Here is a 16,610-nt window from a genome sequence, read left to right as displayed (position 1 = left end):
GCCTGTGCGCAACGGCGAGTACGGGTTGGGCATCGACGTCGGGGACGGCGCCGTCTCCGCCGCGGTCTGCGGGTCGGACGGCAGGGCGGTGCCGCTGCCGCTCGGCGAGGGGCCGGTCGCGACGGCGGTCGGGGACGACGGGCGGGTCGCTCTCGTCCCGGCCGACGGGACGGCGGGCCGCACGCCCCTGGTGGCCCGGGTGGGCGACCCGGTGCCGGTGTACGCCGGCGGTCGCCCGGTACCGGCCGCCGAGCTGGTCGCCGATGCCGTCCGGTGCGTGCGGGGGCTCGCGGCCGAGCAGGAGGGCCGGCCCGACGCGTGGACGGTGGTGACCGTGCCGCCGTCCTGGGCCGGGCACCGCTGGGCCACCCTGGCCGCCGCGCTCACCGCCGCCGGCGTCCCGCGGTTCTCACTCGTGTCCTCCGCCGTCGCGGCGGTCGCCGCGCACGTCGCGGCCGGGGACCTGCCGCCCGAGCCGACGGTCGCCGTCTACGACCTGGGCGCCGGGTCGCTGGACACCGCCCTCGTGGGCCCCGGTCCGGACCGGCCGCTGGTGCAGCTCGCCGTCCCGCCCGCGCCGCTGCCCTGGGGCGGGCGGGACGTCGACGACGCGGTGCTCGCCCACGTCCTCGACTGCCTGGGCGCGCCTCCCGGGGACGCCCGGGCGCTGCGGGGCGCCTGCCGGGAGGCCAAGGAGGCACTGTCGACGGCCACCGTGGCCCGGGTCGCGACCGACGGGCCGGACGGACCGGTCCGGCTCACCCGCGAGGAGCTCGACGAGGTGCTGGCCGGGCCGGTGCGGGGGTCGGCCGAGGCGCTGGCCGCCACGGTGGCGGCCGCGGGGCTGAGCCCCACCGACGTGGACGCCGTGGTGCTCGCCGGCGGCGGCGTACGGGTGCCGCTGGTCGCCGAGGTCCTCTCCGACGAGCTGGGCCGGCCGCTGGTCGTGGGCGGGGACCCCGCACTGACCCCCGCCCTCGGTGCGGCCACGCTGGCGGCGGAGGCCCTGGCGGCGGAGGCGCTGCCGGAGGAGGCACCCGCCGCCGAGCCGGCTGTCAAGGAGCCGACCACCGAGCAGGACGGGGCGCCCGACGTCGTGCACCCCTCGGCCGCGCTCCCACGGCCACGCACTCCCCGGAGGCGGTCCCGGCCGGGGTCCCCTCCCCGCGCGGCCACCCGGCCGGCCCAGCGGCCGGGCGGCCGGCTGCGCCGCGGCGTGGTCGTGGCCGGCCTCGTGGCGGGGCTGCTCCTGCTGGGGCCCGCGGCGGCCGGGCTCTTCGACGCCGTCCTCACGCCCGGGCCCGCCGGGCAGGACGCCGCCGCCGACGCCGACGCCGGTGAGGTCATCGCCCACGGGTCGGCCGCCGTGGGCGGCTCGACCGCGCGCGCCGCAGGAGGCGACGAGGGCGGCGCGCCGCGACCCGTGGCCGACCCGACGGGCTCCCCCCGGACCAGCCTCGCCGCCGCCATCGCCACCGCGGCCCGCACCGGCGCGCCGTCCGCCCCCGGCAGCGCGGCGCCGGCGAGGGACCGCACCACACCCGGGAGCACGGCCTCGGCACCCGGTCCCTCCCGGGCTGCCCCCGGCGGGACACCGTCCGGTACGGCGTCGACGGGTGCGCCGGCGCCCGGGACGGCGGGGCGCCCGTCCCCGTCCCGCCCGGTCCCCGTCGTCGAGGAGCCCACCGGGAGCGGGCGGCCGACCACCTCGCAGCCCCCGGCCCCCCAGCCGCCGACCTCCCGGTCGCCGGTCCCCGATCCCCCCGTGTCCGAGGCCCCGGTCCCCGATCCCCCCGCCTCGGACCCGCCGACCGGACAGCCACCGGCCTCCCCGGAACCCGTGGACCAGACGCCGGCGCCCGTGGTCGAGCAGCCGACGACCGGGCAGACCGGTCCCGAGGCCACCCCCGCACCGACGGACGACCCTCCTCCCTCGACCGCGGGGCCGGCGTGAGCGCCCCGACGGGATGGAGCCCGGAGCTGGTGCGCGAGCTGACCGCCGCCTCCGGCCGGGTCCCCGCCGTCGTGACCGTGGTGGGCCCCGGGGGGACCGGGAAGTCGCTGCTGCTGGCCGAGCTGGCGACGGCACACGAGCGGGCCGGGCTGGCGGTGCTCGACGCCGTCCCGGAGGACCCGGCCACGCTGCCCGGACCCGTGGCGGTCCTGGTCGACGACGCGCACCACCTGCCGGACGCCGACGTGGCCCGCCTGGGCGTGCTGCTGCGCTCGCCGGCGGCTCGCGTGGTGCTGGCGCAGCGCCCGTGGCCGCGGCCGGCCGCGCTGGGCGCGCTGCTGGCCGAGGTGGGTGCGGCGCGGCGGACCGTCGTCCTCGGGCACGCCGACCGGGCCCGGCTGCGCGGGTGGGCTCGGGAGCTGCTGGGCGAGGCCCTGGCGCCGCCGCTCGCCGACGCCGTCCTGACCCTGACCGGCGGGCTGCCCGCGTTCGCCGTCCCCCTGCTGCGCGCTATGGGCCGGCGCGGCGGCGTCCCCGGGCAGCCGGGACGCCTCGTGGTGCCCGACGAGGTGACCGAGCGGGTCCGGGCCGACCTGGCCGCCGTGGAGGAGCAGGCCCGTGCGCTGCTGCACGCCCTCGCGGCCGGGGCGCCGCTGGACGAGGACGTGCTGGGCGAGGTGCTCGGGGTGTCGCCGGACCGGGCGGTCGACCTGCTGGACGCCGGCCGGGCCACCGGGCTGCTCCTGGGCACCGGCGAGGTGGTGCCTCTGGCGGCCCGTGCGCTGCTGGCGGTCACCCCACCCGACGTGACCCGGCGGGTCCGCCGCCAGCTGCTCGCGCTGATGGTCGAGCGCGGCGACGAACCGGTCGAGCTGGCCCGGCGGCTGGCCGCCGAGCGGGTGCGCGACCGGCACGCCGCCCGGCTGCTCGAACGGCACGGCGAGGCGGCGCTGAGCGACGACCCGGCGCTGGCCGCGCAGCTGCTCGGGGAGGCGGCGCGCAGCGGAGCGCCGGTGGCGTCGCTGGCCGGGCGGCGCGCGCAGGCGGCCGCGCTGGCCGGGGACCTCGACGGCGCGCTGCAGTGGGCCGACACCGCGCTGGCCGACGAGACCGCGCCGGACCGGGCGCGGGCGGCCGGGGTGACCGCGGCGGTCCTGGCCCAGCGGGGGCTGCTGTCCCGCGCCGCGGGGCTGTGCCGGCTGGCCGGGGCGGAGCGCGCGGGGTCGGCGGCGCTGGCGCTGCTGGCCACCGGTGAGCCCGACGCGGCGGCCACCGCCCTCGAGGCGGCGCGCACCGCCCGGGAGGTGCCCACGGTGCTGTCGGTGAGCGAGGAGCTGACCGCGCAGGGGGTGTTCCAGTCGCTGCGCACGGGGGACGACGCCGCCGCGGACATCGCCGCCGCGCTCTCGACGCTGACCCGCGCCGCCGCGCTGCTGGAGCCGGTGGGCCGCACGGCGCTGCTGGTCGACTCCCCCGCCGCGCTCGCCGCGCTGGTCGCGCTGCACAGCGGGGAGCTGGGGGTGGCCGAGTCGGTGCTCCAGCGGGCGGTCGACGCCGACCTCGGCGGACCGCCGTGCCGGCGTCGGCACCGGCTGCTGCTGGCGTGGATCGCGATGCTGGCCGGCCGGTTCACCTCGGCGCGGGAGCAGATGGGCCCGGCGCAGGAGGGCAGTGGCCCGCTCGAGCCGCGCGACGACGTCGTCCTGCAGGCCCTGGAGGTGGGGCTGGCGCGGCGCAGCAGCGACCTGCCGGCGCTGGTCCGCGCGTGGGTGCGGGCGCGGGAGGCGGTGGTCCGCCACCCGGTGGACCTGTTCACCCTGCTGCCGCTGGGCGAGCTGGTGGTCGCCGCGGCACGGCTGCGGGACGGCGAGCGGCTGCGCCCGCACCTGGCCGAGGCGCAGGCGCTGCTGGCGCGGCTGGGCGACCCGCAGCTGTGGGCGACCTCGCTGCACTGGAGCGGCGCGCAGGCCGCGATCCTGGCCGACGACCCCGAGGCGCTGCGGCCGCACGCGGTGGCGCTGGTGGCCGCGGCACGGACCAGCCACTACGCGGCCACGGTGGCGCGGGCCGGGCGGACCTGGCTGCAGGTGCTGTCAGGGGAGGTCGACCCCGACGAGGTGGTGGCCGCAGCCGAGCAGCTCACCGCGGTGGGGCTGGGCTGGGACGGATCGCGGCTGGCCGGCCAGGCGGCGGCGCGGGCGACCGAGCAGCGGGCCCGCTCGGTACTGCTGGGCTGCGCCCGGTCACTGGCCGACAGCGCCGGCTGCGAGACCGCGCCGGTGGTACCGGTGCCCCGGCCGGCCGGCGAGGGAACGCCGGCGGTGGGCACCGGGACGCTCAGCGACCGGGAGCGGGAGGTGGCGCGCCTGGTCGTGGCCGGGCAGACCTACCGCGAGATCGGCGGGCGGCTCTACATCTCCGCGAAGACCGTGGAGCACCACGTCTCCCGGATGCGCCAGCGGCTGGGCGCGGGCACCCGGTCGGACCTGCTGGCCCGGCTGCGAGCCGAGTTGGCCGAGGAGACCGAACCCGCCTGAAGCGGGCATAGGAACCAATGCCTACGTCCTGACCCACGTGGACGTAGGCATTGGTTCCTATGCCCGGGCGAGGACTTACCGGGTGAGGGTCACGCAGGCGGAGCAGACGTCGCGGGCCGGGGTGGGCCACGGCTGCTCGACGTCGACGCGGGCCAGCGAGCCGCAGAGGGTGAGCTCACAGGCGCCGTCGATCTCGGCGGTCGGGCGGTGCAGCTCGACGGCGTGCCAGAGGGCGGACGTCGGGCCGTGGGCGCGGCTGCGGGCGGCGACGACGGTGGCGAGGGCGGGGGCGGCGCTCATGTCCCAGGGTGTCGGCAGCGCGCCGCAGCCGGGTCACTGTCGACGGGTGTCCCCTCACCCCGACGAGTGAGCGCTTCACCCGGAGGCGGGTCGGGCGGGTCTCGCCGGCCGGGGGCAGGATGCGGGCCATGGAGCTGACCAAGCACGGCCATTCCTGCGTCGTCCTCAGCGAGGACGACCGGCGGCTCGTCATCGACCCCGGGGTGTTCACCGACCCGTCGGTGCTGCAGGGGGCGAGCGCGGTCCTGGTGACCCACGAGCACGTGGACCACTTCGCGCCGGACGCGCTGCGCGCGGCCATGGACGCCGACCCCGCTCTGGAGGTGTGGACCAACGGGTCGGTGGCCGGGCAGCTCGACGGTGCGGCCGGCCGGGTGCACGTGGTCGGCGACGGTGACGCGCTCACCGTCGCCGACTTCGACGTCACCGTGCACGGCGAGCTGCACGCGGTGATCCACCCGGAGATCCCGCGGGTGGGCAACGTGGGGTTCCTCGTCGGCGGGGTGGTCTTCCACCCGGGGGACGCGTTCACCGTGCCCAGCGAGCCGGTGGCCACGCTGTTGCTCCCGCTGCACGCGCCGTGGTCGAAGACCGCGGAGGTCATCGACTACGTGCGGGCGGTGGACGCCGACCAGGCGTACGCCGTCCACGACGGGCTGCTCAACGACGCCGGGCTGGGCATCGTCGGCAGCCTGCTGGGTGAGCGGGGGCCGGGGACGCCGACCCCGTTCAGCCGGCTGACCCCGGGGGACTCCGTCGAGCTCTGAGCCCCGGGACCGGCGTCAGCGGACGGTACGGTCTCGGCCGCCCGACACGCCAGCGTAGATGCCCACGAGGATCACCGCGGCGAGGAGGGCGAAGACGAAGCCCCAGAAGTTCAGTTCGGTGATCGAGCCGACGTCCAGCCAGTCGGCGATGAGACCGCCGATGATGGCGCCGACGACACCGAGCAGCATCGTGGCGAGGATGCTCATCCGCTGGCGGCCGGGCTGGAGCAGTCGGGCCAGGGCCCCGATGATCAAGCCGACCACGATGAGTCCGAGGATCTGCACGGTCTTCTCCCTCGTGTTCGCGGGTCGGGGACGCCGACCCCGACCAGCCGGCTGACCCCGGGGGCTCCGTCGGCGCTGAGCCCCCGGGGACCGGCGTCAGCGGACGGCGCGGTTACGGCCGCCCGACACCCCGGCGTAGAGGCCCACGAGGATCACCGCGGCGACGACCGCGAGGATGAACCCGAGCACGTTCAGCTCGAAGATGCCCCCGGTGCCGAGCAGGCTGGCGATGAAGCCACCGATCAGCGCGCCGACGACGCCGAGCACCATCGTCGCGAGGATGCTCATCCGCTGCTTGCCCGGCTTGATGAGACGGGCCAGGGCCCCGATGATCAGGCCGACGACGATGAGCCCGAGGATGTCCATCACCATGGCGTTCTCCCTTGCAGCCGGGGGTACGCCTGGAGGTGGCGCACCCGAACGAGCGGATCCGTACCCACAAGATCACACCCACACACGCGCCGACGGGAGAGTCGCAGGTCACACAGCAGGTAGCTGACCCACGTGGGCGGGCAGCCGGTCGAGCTCGCCGTCCACCGTGCGCTGCACCATCTCGCGCACGCCGCCGCGCATCAGGCGCTGGGTGAGCCGCTGGGTGAGCCCGCCGTCGGAGTGCGGCTCGTGGCTGACGGTGATGGTCACGAGCGTGGCACCGGGGCCGGCGTCGGCGAGTTCGATCGTCGTCGTCCAGGTCTCGGGGGTCAGCCGCAGCCGGGTGGTGACGCGCTCCCGCGGCACCCACTCGACGATCTCGCCCTGGGGCGCACCGGCCGGCGGCGGCACACCGTCGTCCAGACGGCCGGGCACGCAGACGAACCGGGTCCCGCGGCCGGGCGCGCCGGCGCCCTCGACGACGTAGGAGACGTCACAGACGGCGCAGTACGGCGCGAGCACGGCCAGCGCCTCCCACACCCGGCGCCGCTCGTGGGGCAGCTCGCGGCTGCCGCTGGCGGTGACCGGCTGGGGCATGGGACCTCCGGGGACGACGGGGTGCGGCCCCGCCGACGGTAGTCCGCGCGGGCCACCCTCCAGGGGCCCGCCGGCCCGGTCCCCGGCCCCGTCCCGAGGCTCGCGCCGAGCGTGCGAGGCGTGCGGGGGACGGGGTCCTCCTGCTGAGCCTGCGGAGGGTGGGAGGAGGGGCCCCTTCCTCAGCGGCCGCTGACCGAGACCTCGAACTCCACCTGGCTGACGTCGGGACGCAGCCGGGAGAAGCTGTGCACGAGCGGGTGCCCGGCGCTGTCGCGGACCGTCGTCCGGACCACCAGCAGCGGCGAGCCGGCGACCACGCGCAGCAGGTCGGCCTCGTCCGGTGCCGCGGTGTCGACGTCGACGACGATCCGCGCGTGGGCCAGGTCCGCCGAGTACTCCCGGCGGAGGAACTCGTACAGCGAGCCCTCGCTGAGGTCGGCCTCGGCGGCCCGGGGGTAGGTGGCGGCGGGCAGGAAGCTGTGCGCCACGTGGTTCGGTGCGCCGTCCACGCTGCGCAGCCGGACCAGCTCGACGACGTCGGTCGCGGGCTCGAGCCCCAGCTCGGCGGCGACCGGCGAGTGGACGGGGACGATCCGCTGGGTGAGCACCGTGGTGCCCACCTGCGCGCCCTGCTCGGTCATCACCGAGCTCCAGCCGGCGATGCGGTGCACGAAGCTCTCGCGGTACTCGTGGCGGATGGCCGGACGGGTCACGTAGGTGCCGCGGCCCTGCTCGCGCACGAGGTGTCCGTCGGCCACCAGCCCGTCGACCGCCCGGCGCAGCGTTATCCGGCTGACCCCGTACTCCTCGCACAGCACCGGCTCCGGCGGGAGCAGCGTGTGCTCGGGCAGTGCGGACACCCGGCGGCGCAGGTGCTCGCGGACCGAGAGGTACTTCGGTCCCGACACGGCGCTCGTCACGCACCAAAGGTACTGCGGATGTAGACGTCTGGTCGTCTACAGACGTCTCCCTCACCCGAGCATGTCCAGGAACCACCCGACATGCCCCCGGGACGGGACGGGGTGTGCGGAGGAGACGGACTCCACACATGATGTGGTGTCTCCTCGACGTGCTCACCTGGGCACTGTCAGAAGTGACCGAGCGCCGGTGGCGCCGTGGACCCGGAGGGAGGGCCGGTCGTGGGCCAGGACCACCGTGCTCGTCAGTACGCCTCCACGCACCAGCGGATCTACGAGGCCGCGATGGCGCTGTTCCGCGAGAACGGCTACGAGGACGTGCCGATCTCCCGCGTGGCGGCCGCGGCCGGGGTCTCGGTGCAGACCTTCTACGCGCACTATCCGGGCAAGGACGAGCTGATCATGGCGCTGCCGGACCGCGCCGAGGTCACCGCCCTGCTCGCCTCGGTGCCGGCCGACCTCCCCCTCGGCACGCGCATGCGCAGCGTGCTCCAGCGCTTCCTCGACGGCCTCGACGGCGCGCGTCGAGCCGACGTGCTGGCCCGCTGGGAGCTGATCGCCGCGACGCCCCGGCTGCGCTACCGGGCGGCGGAGTACGAGCGGGCGACGGCGCAGATGTTCCTCGACGCCCTCGGGGAGGAAGCGCAGCAGGACCCCGCGGCCACCGTCGTCGTCACCGCACACCTGTCGGCCTACACGCAGGCCCTGCTGCGGTGGGCGGAGTCCCGGGGCGAGCTGGGGCTCGACGAGGCCGCCGCGGAGGCCATGGACGCGCTGCGCGGCCTGTGAGGCTCAGGGAGCCCGCAGCTCGACGACCGCGACCTCGGGCCGGGCGCCGATCCGCATCGGCGGACCCCAGAAGCCGGCGCCGGTGGTGACGTAGAGCTGGGTGTCCCCCACCCGGGACAGCCCCTGCACGGCCGGCTGGTCCAGCCGCACCGCGTAGTCGAAGGGCCACAGCTGGCCGCCGTGCGTGTGCCCGGACACCTGCAGCCCCACCCCGGCGGCCGCCGCCTGCTCCACCTGCACCGGCTGGTGGGCCATGAGCACCAGGGGGACGGCGTCGTCGCGACCGTCCAGCGCCCTGTCGAGGTCGGCGCCGTGACCGGGGACGCCGGAGCTGAGCGCCGTCCGGTCGTCGATGCCGGCCAGGTCGACCGACGCGCCGCCGCGCACGATCGGCACCCGCTCGTTGCGCAGCACCTGCACCCCCAGGGTCGGCAGGTGCCGCAGCCACGCGGTCGTGTCGACGAAGTACTCGTGGTTGCCGGTCACGAAGTAGACGCCCTGTCCGCTGACCAGGTCGGCCAGCGGGGCCACCTCCTCGCGCAGCTCGCTCAGCTCGCCGTCCACCAGGTCGCCCACGATCGCGACGACGTCGGGCTGCTGGGCGTTGACGGTCTCGACCAGCCGCTCGAAGCGCCGTCCGCCGTACAGGGCCGAGAGGTGGCCGTCGGAGAAGGTGACGATCCGCAGGCCTTCCAGGGCCGGGTCCAGGCCGGCGAGCGTGATCGGCACCCGGCGGACGGCGGGGGCGCTGTTGGCGAGGTAGGCGCCCGTGCCGGCCGTGGCCAGCGCGACCGCTCCCGCCGTCGCCGCCAGTCCGCGGGCGAGGAACAGCCGCCGCGACGGGAGCAGGACCCCGTCCTCCCCTCCGAGGACCCCCTTGCCCCCCGCCACTCGCAGGCCCGCGGCGGGACCCTGCAAGGCGGCCGTCAGGGGCTCGCCGCGAGCCTCTGGACGGGGCCCACCCGGGCCCCCGCGACCGGTCCCCTCCGGCTCGGGTGCCGTCCCCGACTCGGCTCGGGTCGCTGCGTCCCTCCGGGTCCCACTCGCGACGACCTGCTCGTCCTCGGCGACCGTCGCCGGGCCGTCCGGCTCCCGGAACCGTCCGCGCAGCAGGAAGCGCACCGGCTCCAGGGCCAGCAGGGTCAGGAACAGGTAGAAGGCGACGCCCAGCCAGCTGAAGCCGACCCACTGCACGACGGTGCTCAGCGTGGAGTCCTCGCGCCGCAGCAGGACCGCTCCCACCGGCAGCGCGGCGAGCAGGACCACGCCCAGCGTCAGCAGTCGCCGCGTCCGGCCCGGCCGGGTGGTGCTGCGGACCAGCCGCCACCACAGGTAGCCGTGCAGCAGCAGCACGGCCAGCAGGACGACGGTGGCGAACCCCAGCAGGCCGATGAGGGACAGCGGAAGGACCTCCTCCTCGCCCCCCACCATGGAAGGACCCCGTCCTCCCGCCCCTTCGCAATCTCAGGGCGGTGCCCTGGACGGGGCCAGCGGCGGGACCCGGCAGGAGTGGGGGCCAGGCTCAGGCTAGCTCGGCCACGGCCTTGACGGCACGCCGCAGCCCCGGCTCCAGTGTCCAGAACTCGGCCTCGGCGGCCGCGGCCCGGGCCTCCTCCAGGGCGTGCAGCCGGCCGTAGGTCCAGGCGTTCTCGCCCGCGGCGAAGGCGGCCCGCCCGACCCGGACGGCGACGTCCCGGGTGACGACGGTGTCCTGGGCGGCCCCGAGCGAGTCCTGCACCTGCTTGGTGCAGGCGATGAGCTCGGTCGCCGGCTCGCCGAACTCGACCTCGGCCACCTCCGCGGTGTAGCGCACCCGCTTGGCGGCCTTGCGGACCTCGTGCAGGCGCTCGTGCCGCTCGGCCCCCTCGGCCTCGCGGGCGGCCGTGACCGCGCGGCGCAGTCGCTTCCCGGTGCGCCGGACGGCGTCGGTCAGCTGCTCGGGGGCGGGCGCGGCGGCCAGCTCGGTGACCGGCGGCTCGGCCAGCAGCGCATCGAGGGCGTCGAGCAGCCCGAGGTAGCGCCGGTCGGTGAGCGTGCGGATGACCCGGCGGGCGCCGGCCTGGTGGTCCTTGACCTCGGTCTGCTGCAGGCGGGCGGCGACCGGCCCGAGCACCAGCTCGACCGGCTGGGCGGCGACCAGCTCGCGCAGGTGGGACAGCGCCACCTCGGTGTCGCGGGCGCCGGAGAGCTGCGCGCCCACCCACTGCAGCTCGGCACGCAGGGGATCGGTGTGCTCGCGGTCCAGCACGGGGCGGAACGCCGCGAAGATGCTGCGCAGCCGACGGCAGGCCACCCGCAGGTCGTGCACGCCCTCCGGCTGCTCGGTGCGCACGGCCAGGTCGGCGTCCCGCAGCGCCTGGAGCTGCCCGGCCACCACGCCGAGGACCACCTCGCCGGCCGTCCGGACGGGGGCCCTGCCCTTCTTCCCCTTCTTGCCCTTCCTCGCCGTCCCGTCGTCCTCGACCGGCTGGGGGGCGGCGGCCATCGGCGCCGGCAGCCGCCCGTCGAGCACCCGGGCGAGCTTCGAGGGCACGGCGGCGGGGCGGGCGCCGGCCACGACGAGCCGCTCGGCGACCGCCTGGAGCAGCGTCTCGTCACCGTCGACCAGCTCGACCTCGACCTCCCGCCAGGTGATGACGGTGGCCGGCTCGCCGGGGCCGGTCGCGAGCGCCGTGCCGACGACGGCGTCGTCGGCCACCTCGGCCAGCACCCTGCCTCCCTCGTCCAGCAGCCGGTGCACCACCCGGCGGGTGGAGATCGTCGCGACCGGCTCGGCCGCAGTGGTGCCCAGCAGGCCGAGCAGCGGGGCGACGACCGCGCGCGGGGCGGTGCGGGCCGACCGGCCCAGTGGCTGGTGCAGCTCACGCCGGGCGCCGTCGCCGCCGGGCAGTTTCACGTGCCAGCCGGCGTCGGCGCCGCCGGTGCGCCGCCGCAGGGTCACGCGGGAACGCAGCAGCCGCAGGTCCGGGGTGTCGTAGTAGGTGGCCTCGAGCGACTGCTCCTCCGGGTCACCGACCGCGGCGACCCCCTCCGCGTCGGTGAGATCCGGGAGGGTGAAGGTCTCGTCGGCCTCGAACTTGCGCTCGACCTCGACGTGCACGGTGGTCACGGGTGTCACGGTAGGCATGGACGCGCAGGTCAGCACAGGGCGGACGCGGCGCAGCGACCCATGTTCGGCCGGTGTCGCGGTTGGGCACGCTGCACACCGGGGGTCCCGTGGGGGATCTGCGAGGGTGAGGGGAGCCGACCCGGTGTTGAGCGAGCGAGAACTGTCCGCGGCGATCGGCAGCGCGGCCTACGGTCCGGACGGCGAGAAGATCGGCACGGTCGAGCACTTCTTCACCGACGACCGCACCGGCGCCCCCACCTGGGTCGCGGTCTCCACCGGGCTGTTCGGCACCCGGCACTCCGTCGTCCCCGCGACCGAGGCCACCTTCACCGGCGGCGCCGTGCAGCTTCCGGTCACCAAGGAGGCCGTCCGCACCGCCCCGTCGGTCTCCGACCAGCACCTCGACCCCGACGACGAGGCGCTGCTGCGCCGGCACTACGGCCTGGGCGCCGGGACCTCGGCGGCCGGGACGACGACGGACGGGACGACGACGGACGGGACGGGGCCCGATCCGACGACGACGGCCCCGGCCGGCGACGACACGACCACCCGTGACCTCTCCCGGCTGCCGGCCGACTCCGGCGCGAGCGGCCCGCGGCAGGACACCAGCGACACCGACCGGGCGGCCGCCCCGGACGCGACCGTGCCGGTCGCCGCCGTGCCCACCCCGCCCCCGACGGACGGCGCCATGACCCGCAGCGAGGAGCAGCTGCGGGTGGCCACCCAGCGGTACGCCGCCAAGCGGGTGCGGGTGGTCAAGTACGTGGTCACCGAGGAGGTGCAGGTCACCGTCCCGATCCGCCGCGAGGAAATCCGGATCGAGGAGATCCCCCTGGACGACGGCGCCCCGGAGACGGCGGGTGCGCTCGACGCGGCCGGCACGGGCGGCCTGCCTGAGACCATCGTGCTGCACGCCGAGCGGCCGGTCGTCGGCACCGAGGTCGTACCGGTGGAACGGGTGCGGCTGCGCACCGAGTGGGTGGAGGAGAGGGTGCAGGTCCGCGACGAGGTGCGTCGTGAGCGGGTCGACGTCGACCAGGACCGCCTCGGCCAGGACCGCCGCTAGGAGAGGCCCTCGTGCCGGGGCCTCACATCGCGGGGAGCAGGGAGTCCTCTCCTAGGCCCGCCGGTCGGCGAGGAACCGCAGCCGCTCGCGGGTCGCGGTCACCTCGGCGGGGTCGACGTCGGCCACCAGCACCGTCTCCACGCCCGCGGCGGTCGCCAGCAGCTCGCCCATCGGGCTGACGATGCGGCTGTCACCGGTGTGCTCGGTGCCGTCGCCCGCGGTGCCGACGCGGTTGCACCCCACCACGTAGGCCTGGTTCTCGATCGCCCGGGCCTGCAGCAGCGTCTGCCAGTGCAGCCGGCGGGCAGCCGGCCAGTTCGCCGTCACCAGATAGACGTCCGTGTCGAGCGCGGCGGACCAGAAGACGTCGGCGAAGCGCAGGTCGTAGCAGATGAACGGGGTCACCCGCAGGCCGCCGACCTCCACGGTCACGGGCTTCTCCCCGGCCCGGAAGCGCTCGTGCTCGCCGCCGTGGGTGAAGGGGTGCAGCTTGCGGTAGCGGTGCACCGTGCCGTCCGGGTCGGCCAGGACGAAGGAGTTGTAGGGCAGGTCGCCGTCGGGTGCGATCTCCGGGCAGCTGCCGGCCACCCACACGCCGTGCTCGGCGGCGCGCTCCTGGAGGAACTGCGCCGACGGGCCGCCCTCGGGCTCCCCGATGCCCGGCGTCATCGAGAAGCCGGTCGAGAACGTCTCGCTCAGCAGGACGAACTCCGCCCCGGCGCCGGCCGCGCGGGCCACCAGCGGCGCCAGGCGCGCGAAGTTGGCCGTCCGGTCCTCCCAGACGATGTCGTGCTGGACCACCCCGAACCTCATGCCGCCATCCTCCCCAACCTGTCGACCGCCTCACCCAACACCGCGTCGCTCTTGCAGAACGCGAAGCGCACCAGGTGGCGGCCCAGGTGCGCGTGCTCCGACGAGTAGAAGACCACGGTCGGGACGGCCACCACCCCCGCGCGCTCGGGCAGGGCCCGGCAGAACGCCAGGCCGTCCCCGTCGGGCTGCACCGGCCGGACGTCGACGGTGGCGAAGTACGTCGCCTCCGGGCACACCACCGGCAGACCCGCGGCGGTCAGCCCCTCGACCAGCACGTCGCGGCGGTACTCCAGATCGCGCGCGACGCCGGCGAAGTACTCGTCGGGCAGCCGCAGCCCGGCCGCGACCGCCGGCTGGAACGGCCCGCCGTTGACGTAGGTGAGGAACTGCTTGGCCGTGCGGACGGCGGACACCAGCGGCGCCGGCCCGCAGATCCACCCGATCTTCCAGCCGGTGACGTTGAAGGTCTTCCCGGCGCTGCCCACCACGAGGGTCCGCTCCCGCATGCCGGGCACGGTGGCGAGGGAGGCGTGCCGGGCGCCCGTGAAGACCAGGTGCTCGTAGACCTCGTCGGCGAGCACCAACAGCTCGTGCTCCATGGCCAGCGCTGCCAGCGTGCCGAGCTCCGCGCGGGTGAAGACCTTGCCGGTGGGGTTGTGCGGCGTGTTGAGCAGCAGCAGCCGCGCCCGCGGGGTGACCGCCGCGCGCAGCTCGGCGGCGTCGAAGGTCCACGACCCGGTGCCGGACGGCGGGGGCCGCAGCGGCACCGGCCGGGCGACCCCGCCGGCCATCGCGATGCCCGCCGCGTAGCTGTCGTACATCGGCTCGAACAGCACGACCTCGTCGCCGGGCTCGAGCAGGGCCAGCAGCGCGGCGGTCAGCGCCTCGGTGGCGCCCGCGGTCACCAGCACCTCGGCGTCCGGGTCGTAGGCGTGGCCGCCGAAGCGGTGCACGTGCTCGGCCACCGCGGACCGCAGCTCCGGGATGCCGGGGCCCGGTGGGTACTGGTCGTGCGCGGTGCCGATCGCCGCGCGGGCGACCTCGAGCACCTCCGGCGGCCCCGGGTAGTCGGGGAAGCCCTGCCCGAGGTTGATCGAGCCCGTGGCGACGGCGAGCGCACTCATCTCGGCGAAGACCGTCGTCCCGAAGCCCTGCAGCCGGGACGACAGGTACGGCGCGCGCGTCATGGGGTCAGCCTCGCAGTTCCACGTGGAACCGCACTCACCCGACCCGCACCTCACCCAGCCCCTCGATGCTCACGACGTCACCGCGCCGCACCTGCCGGCCGCGGCGCTCCTCGGGCTCGCCGTTGACCCGGACCGTGCCGGTGAGCAGCACGTCCTTCACCTGGGCGCCGGTCGGGACGGCGTCCACCAGCTTGAGCAGCTGACCCAGCCGGATGGACTGCTCCCCCGGCCGCAGTTCCACGGTGCGCACGCGGCTCATGCTGTCAGCTCGTCGCCCACCGCGACCGGGCCCCCGCGGGCGACGAGCGCCCCGACCGCCAGGCAGCCGTCCCGCTCGCGGTGGATGGTCTTGAGCACGCCGGTGTCGCGGCCGATCCCGCCCGGCTGCGGCCGGGTCACCATGACGCAGCGGCCCACCTGCTTGACGACGTCCAGCTCGGCGCCGCCCAGCCGCACCCGCCGGCCGACCAGCGCGTCCTCCCCCGCCCCCTCGAGGACGACGTTGGCGCGGAACCGCCGCCGGTCCCAGGTGCCCAGCGTGCCGGTGGAGACCAGCGACACCCGGGTGCGGGAGCTGTCGTGGAAGGCGCCGCGGGCGCCGGTGAAGGCGTCCCAGTCGTACTCGCCGGCCTCGCCCACCTCGGCGGGGCTCTCGTACCGGCGCTCACCGGGCGCGTCCGCCGCGGCGCGCAGCTCCACCGGCCGGCCCAGCCAGTCCGACAGCACGGCGTCGTCGGAGGTGACGGTCCCGTCCGGCAGCCCCACCTCCGCGCGCCCGTCGGGGCGCAGCCGACCGGTGAGGAAGAGCAGGTCGGGCACCCGGCGGGCGGTGAGCCCGAAGCCGGTGGGGACGTCGAACAGTGCCCACTGCCGGTCGCCGGCCAGGCCCTCCGGGCCGACCTCGGTAGCGGTCAGCCGCTCCCCCTGGAGCGACTTGACCGGGTAGCGCCACAGCTCGGCGACCCGCACCTCACGCCTCCCAGGCGAGCGTCCAGGTGCCGGCCCAGTCCGCGCCCGGCTCGAGGACGACGAGGTCGACGTGGTCGGCCAGCGCGTTCGGCGGGCAGGTCATCGGCTCGACGGCCACGCTGCGCCGGCGCTGCCCGGGCCGCAGCGTGTCGCCGGTGAAGACCTGCAGCCACGGCCAGGCCCCGTCGACGGCCAGCTCGAGGGTGCCCAGCGCCGCGCTGCGCAGCCGCACCCGGGCCCAGCCGTCGGCGTCGCGGTCGAGGTCGGTGACCGGGGTGTCGAGGGAGCGGTCGCCGATCCGACCGATCACCCCGTCGAAGGGACGACGCTCGCCGGTCGGCAGCCCGCCGTCGTCGACCACCAGCTCCGTGCGGGCGGGCAGCTCGAGCTCGGCGTCGGCGATGCCCCCGTCCTCCTGCGCGCCGACGGCGAGGTACGGGTGGAAGCCGGCACCGAAGGGAGCCGGCTCGGCACCGGCGTTGCGGACCCGCATCGTCACGGTGAGCCGGCCGGGCTCGAGGGTGTGGTCGATCGCCGCGGCCAGCCTGAACGGGTAGCCGGAGCTGGGCTCGACGACGGTGCCGACGGTCACCGCGGCGTCCCTGCTCTCGAGGACGCTCCAGGGCTGCCAGCCGACCAGGCCGTGCATGGCGGTGGGCTTGTCCAGGCCCGCCAGCTCCAGCTGCAGGTCGCGGCCGCCCCAGCTCCACCGGCCCTCGCGGACGCGGTTGGGCCAGGGCAGCAGCACCCGGCCGCGACTGCCGCTGGGCACCGTGCCCGCGGGGTAGCCGTCGAGCAGCTCGCGGTCGCCGACGGTCAGCGTGCGCATCGCGCCGCCGCGCAGGTCGACGGCCAGCCGGGCGTCGCCGGAGGTGATCTCGACCTCGGTGGGCTCGGTCGCGGGCCAGGCAGCACTCATGGGCTCCACCCCACCACACGGAGCCCGTG

At 76.4% G+C, this 16,610-nt stretch carries 17 protein-coding genes; 5 read left to right on the top strand and 12 right to left on the bottom strand.

Features of this window, described 5'->3' with window-relative positions:
• Positions 1-4 precede the first annotated feature (4 nt).
• Both ACU610_RS19975 and ACU610_RS19970 read left to right on the top strand, forming a co-directional pair.
• Positions 5-1,954 carry an Hsp70 family protein gene (locus ACU610_RS19975; protein WP_446769437.1) on the top strand — a complete coding sequence of 650 codons (1,950 nt, stop codon included), beginning with the start codon at positions 5-7 and terminating at the stop codon, positions 1,952-1,954.
• Entirely contained in the window at positions 1,951-4,491 is a 2,541-nt protein-coding gene (locus ACU610_RS19970) for a LuxR C-terminal-related transcriptional regulator (RefSeq protein ID WP_446769436.1), read from the top strand. Before ACU610_RS19975 ends, ACU610_RS19970 begins: the two co-directional genes overlap by 4 nt.
• Positions 4,492-4,566: 75 nt before the next feature.
• Here the strand turns inward: ACU610_RS19970 and ACU610_RS19965 are convergent, their stop codons facing one another.
• Positions 4,567-4,791 (bottom strand): hypothetical protein, encoded by a 225-nt coding sequence (locus ACU610_RS19965; RefSeq protein WP_446769435.1) that lies wholly within the window; start codon positions 4,789-4,791, stop codon positions 4,567-4,569.
• A gap of 128 nt (positions 4,792-4,919) precedes the next feature.
• Here ACU610_RS19965 and ACU610_RS19960 point away from each other — a divergent pair, with 128 nt between their 5' ends.
• The gene (locus ACU610_RS19960; RefSeq protein ID WP_446769434.1) at positions 4,920-5,558 is read left to right on the top strand and encodes an MBL fold metallo-hydrolase; all 639 of its coding nucleotides are present in this window, start codon (positions 4,920-4,922) and stop codon (positions 5,556-5,558) included.
• Positions 5,559-5,573: 15 nt separating this feature from the next.
• Here the strand turns inward: ACU610_RS19960 and ACU610_RS19955 are convergent, their stop codons facing one another.
• From ACU610_RS19955 to ACU610_RS19940, 4 genes are all read right to left on the bottom strand, one after another.
• Positions 5,574-5,843 carry a GlsB/YeaQ/YmgE family stress response membrane protein gene (locus ACU610_RS19955; RefSeq protein WP_446769433.1) on the bottom strand — a complete coding sequence of 90 codons (270 nt, stop codon included), beginning with the start codon at positions 5,841-5,843 and terminating at the stop codon, positions 5,574-5,576.
• A 96-nt stretch (positions 5,844-5,939) separates the two neighbouring features.
• A complete protein-coding gene (locus ACU610_RS19950) occupies positions 5,940-6,215 on the bottom strand; it encodes a GlsB/YeaQ/YmgE family stress response membrane protein (protein ID WP_446769432.1) in 276 nt (91 codons plus the stop codon).
• Positions 6,216-6,323: 108 nt separating this feature from the next.
• Positions 6,324-6,812: an SRPBCC family protein gene (locus ACU610_RS19945; RefSeq protein WP_446769431.1), complete on the bottom strand. Its 489-nt coding sequence runs from the start codon at positions 6,810-6,812 to the stop codon at positions 6,324-6,326.
• A gap of 179 nt (positions 6,813-6,991) precedes the next feature.
• Positions 6,992-7,732, bottom strand: coding sequence for a GntR family transcriptional regulator (locus tag ACU610_RS19940; protein ID WP_446769430.1), 741 nt, complete (start codon positions 7,730-7,732; stop codon positions 6,992-6,994).
• 219 nt (positions 7,733-7,951) lie between these two features.
• Here ACU610_RS19940 and ACU610_RS19935 point away from each other — a divergent pair, with 219 nt between their 5' ends.
• Positions 7,952-8,518 (top strand): TetR/AcrR family transcriptional regulator, encoded by a 567-nt coding sequence (locus tag ACU610_RS19935; RefSeq protein ID WP_446769429.1) that lies wholly within the window; start codon positions 7,952-7,954, stop codon positions 8,516-8,518.
• Positions 8,519-8,521: 3 nt separating this feature from the next.
• Here the strand turns inward: ACU610_RS19935 and ACU610_RS19930 are convergent, their stop codons facing one another.
• Both ACU610_RS19930 and ACU610_RS19925 read right to left on the bottom strand, forming a co-directional pair.
• Positions 8,522-9,949, bottom strand: a complete 1,428-nt coding sequence (locus ACU610_RS19930; protein ID WP_446769428.1) for a metallophosphoesterase — start codon at positions 9,947-9,949, stop codon at positions 8,522-8,524.
• A gap of 91 nt (positions 9,950-10,040) precedes the next feature.
• Positions 10,041-11,627, bottom strand: coding sequence for a CYTH and CHAD domain-containing protein (locus ACU610_RS19925; protein ID WP_446769427.1), 1,587 nt, complete (start codon positions 11,625-11,627; stop codon positions 10,041-10,043).
• A gap of 142 nt (positions 11,628-11,769) precedes the next feature.
• Between ACU610_RS19925 and ACU610_RS19920 the strand changes: the two genes are divergently transcribed.
• A complete protein-coding gene (locus ACU610_RS19920; protein WP_446769426.1) occupies positions 11,770-12,693 on the top strand; it encodes a PRC and DUF2382 domain-containing protein in 924 nt (307 codons plus the stop codon).
• A gap of 51 nt (positions 12,694-12,744) precedes the next feature.
• Here the strand turns inward: ACU610_RS19920 and ACU610_RS19915 are convergent, their stop codons facing one another.
• Genes ACU610_RS19915 through ACU610_RS19895 form a run of 5 tightly spaced genes read right to left on the bottom strand, consistent with a single transcriptional unit; the run spans position 12,745 to position 16,581 of the window.
• Positions 12,745-13,506 (bottom strand): nitrilase-related carbon-nitrogen hydrolase, encoded by a 762-nt coding sequence (locus ACU610_RS19915; RefSeq protein WP_446769425.1) that lies wholly within the window; start codon positions 13,504-13,506, stop codon positions 12,745-12,747.
• On the bottom strand, positions 13,503-14,693 hold the full coding sequence (locus tag ACU610_RS19910; RefSeq protein WP_446769424.1) for a pyridoxal phosphate-dependent aminotransferase: 1,191 nt from the start codon (positions 14,691-14,693) through the stop codon (positions 13,503-13,505). The genes ACU610_RS19915 and ACU610_RS19910 overlap by 4 nt, the downstream gene beginning before the upstream one ends.
• A gap of 34 nt (positions 14,694-14,727) precedes the next feature.
• Positions 14,728-14,952: an RNA-binding S4 domain-containing protein gene (locus tag ACU610_RS19905; RefSeq protein ID WP_446769423.1), complete on the bottom strand. Its 225-nt coding sequence runs from the start codon at positions 14,950-14,952 to the stop codon at positions 14,728-14,730.
• Complete coding sequence (locus ACU610_RS19900; protein ID WP_446769422.1) at positions 14,949-15,662, bottom strand: MOSC domain-containing protein; 714 nt, start codon at positions 15,660-15,662, stop codon at positions 14,949-14,951. Before ACU610_RS19900 ends, ACU610_RS19905 begins: the two co-directional genes overlap by 4 nt.
• Position 15,663: 1 nt before the next feature.
• On the bottom strand, positions 15,664-16,581 hold the full coding sequence (locus ACU610_RS19895) for an aldose 1-epimerase family protein (protein WP_446769421.1): 918 nt from the start codon (positions 16,579-16,581) through the stop codon (positions 15,664-15,666).
• Positions 16,582-16,610: the final 29 nt, after the last annotated feature.

It is taken from the genome of Geodermatophilus sp. URMC 61, assembly GCF_052931555.1.
This window is presented reverse-complemented; position numbering and strand designations above follow the sequence as displayed.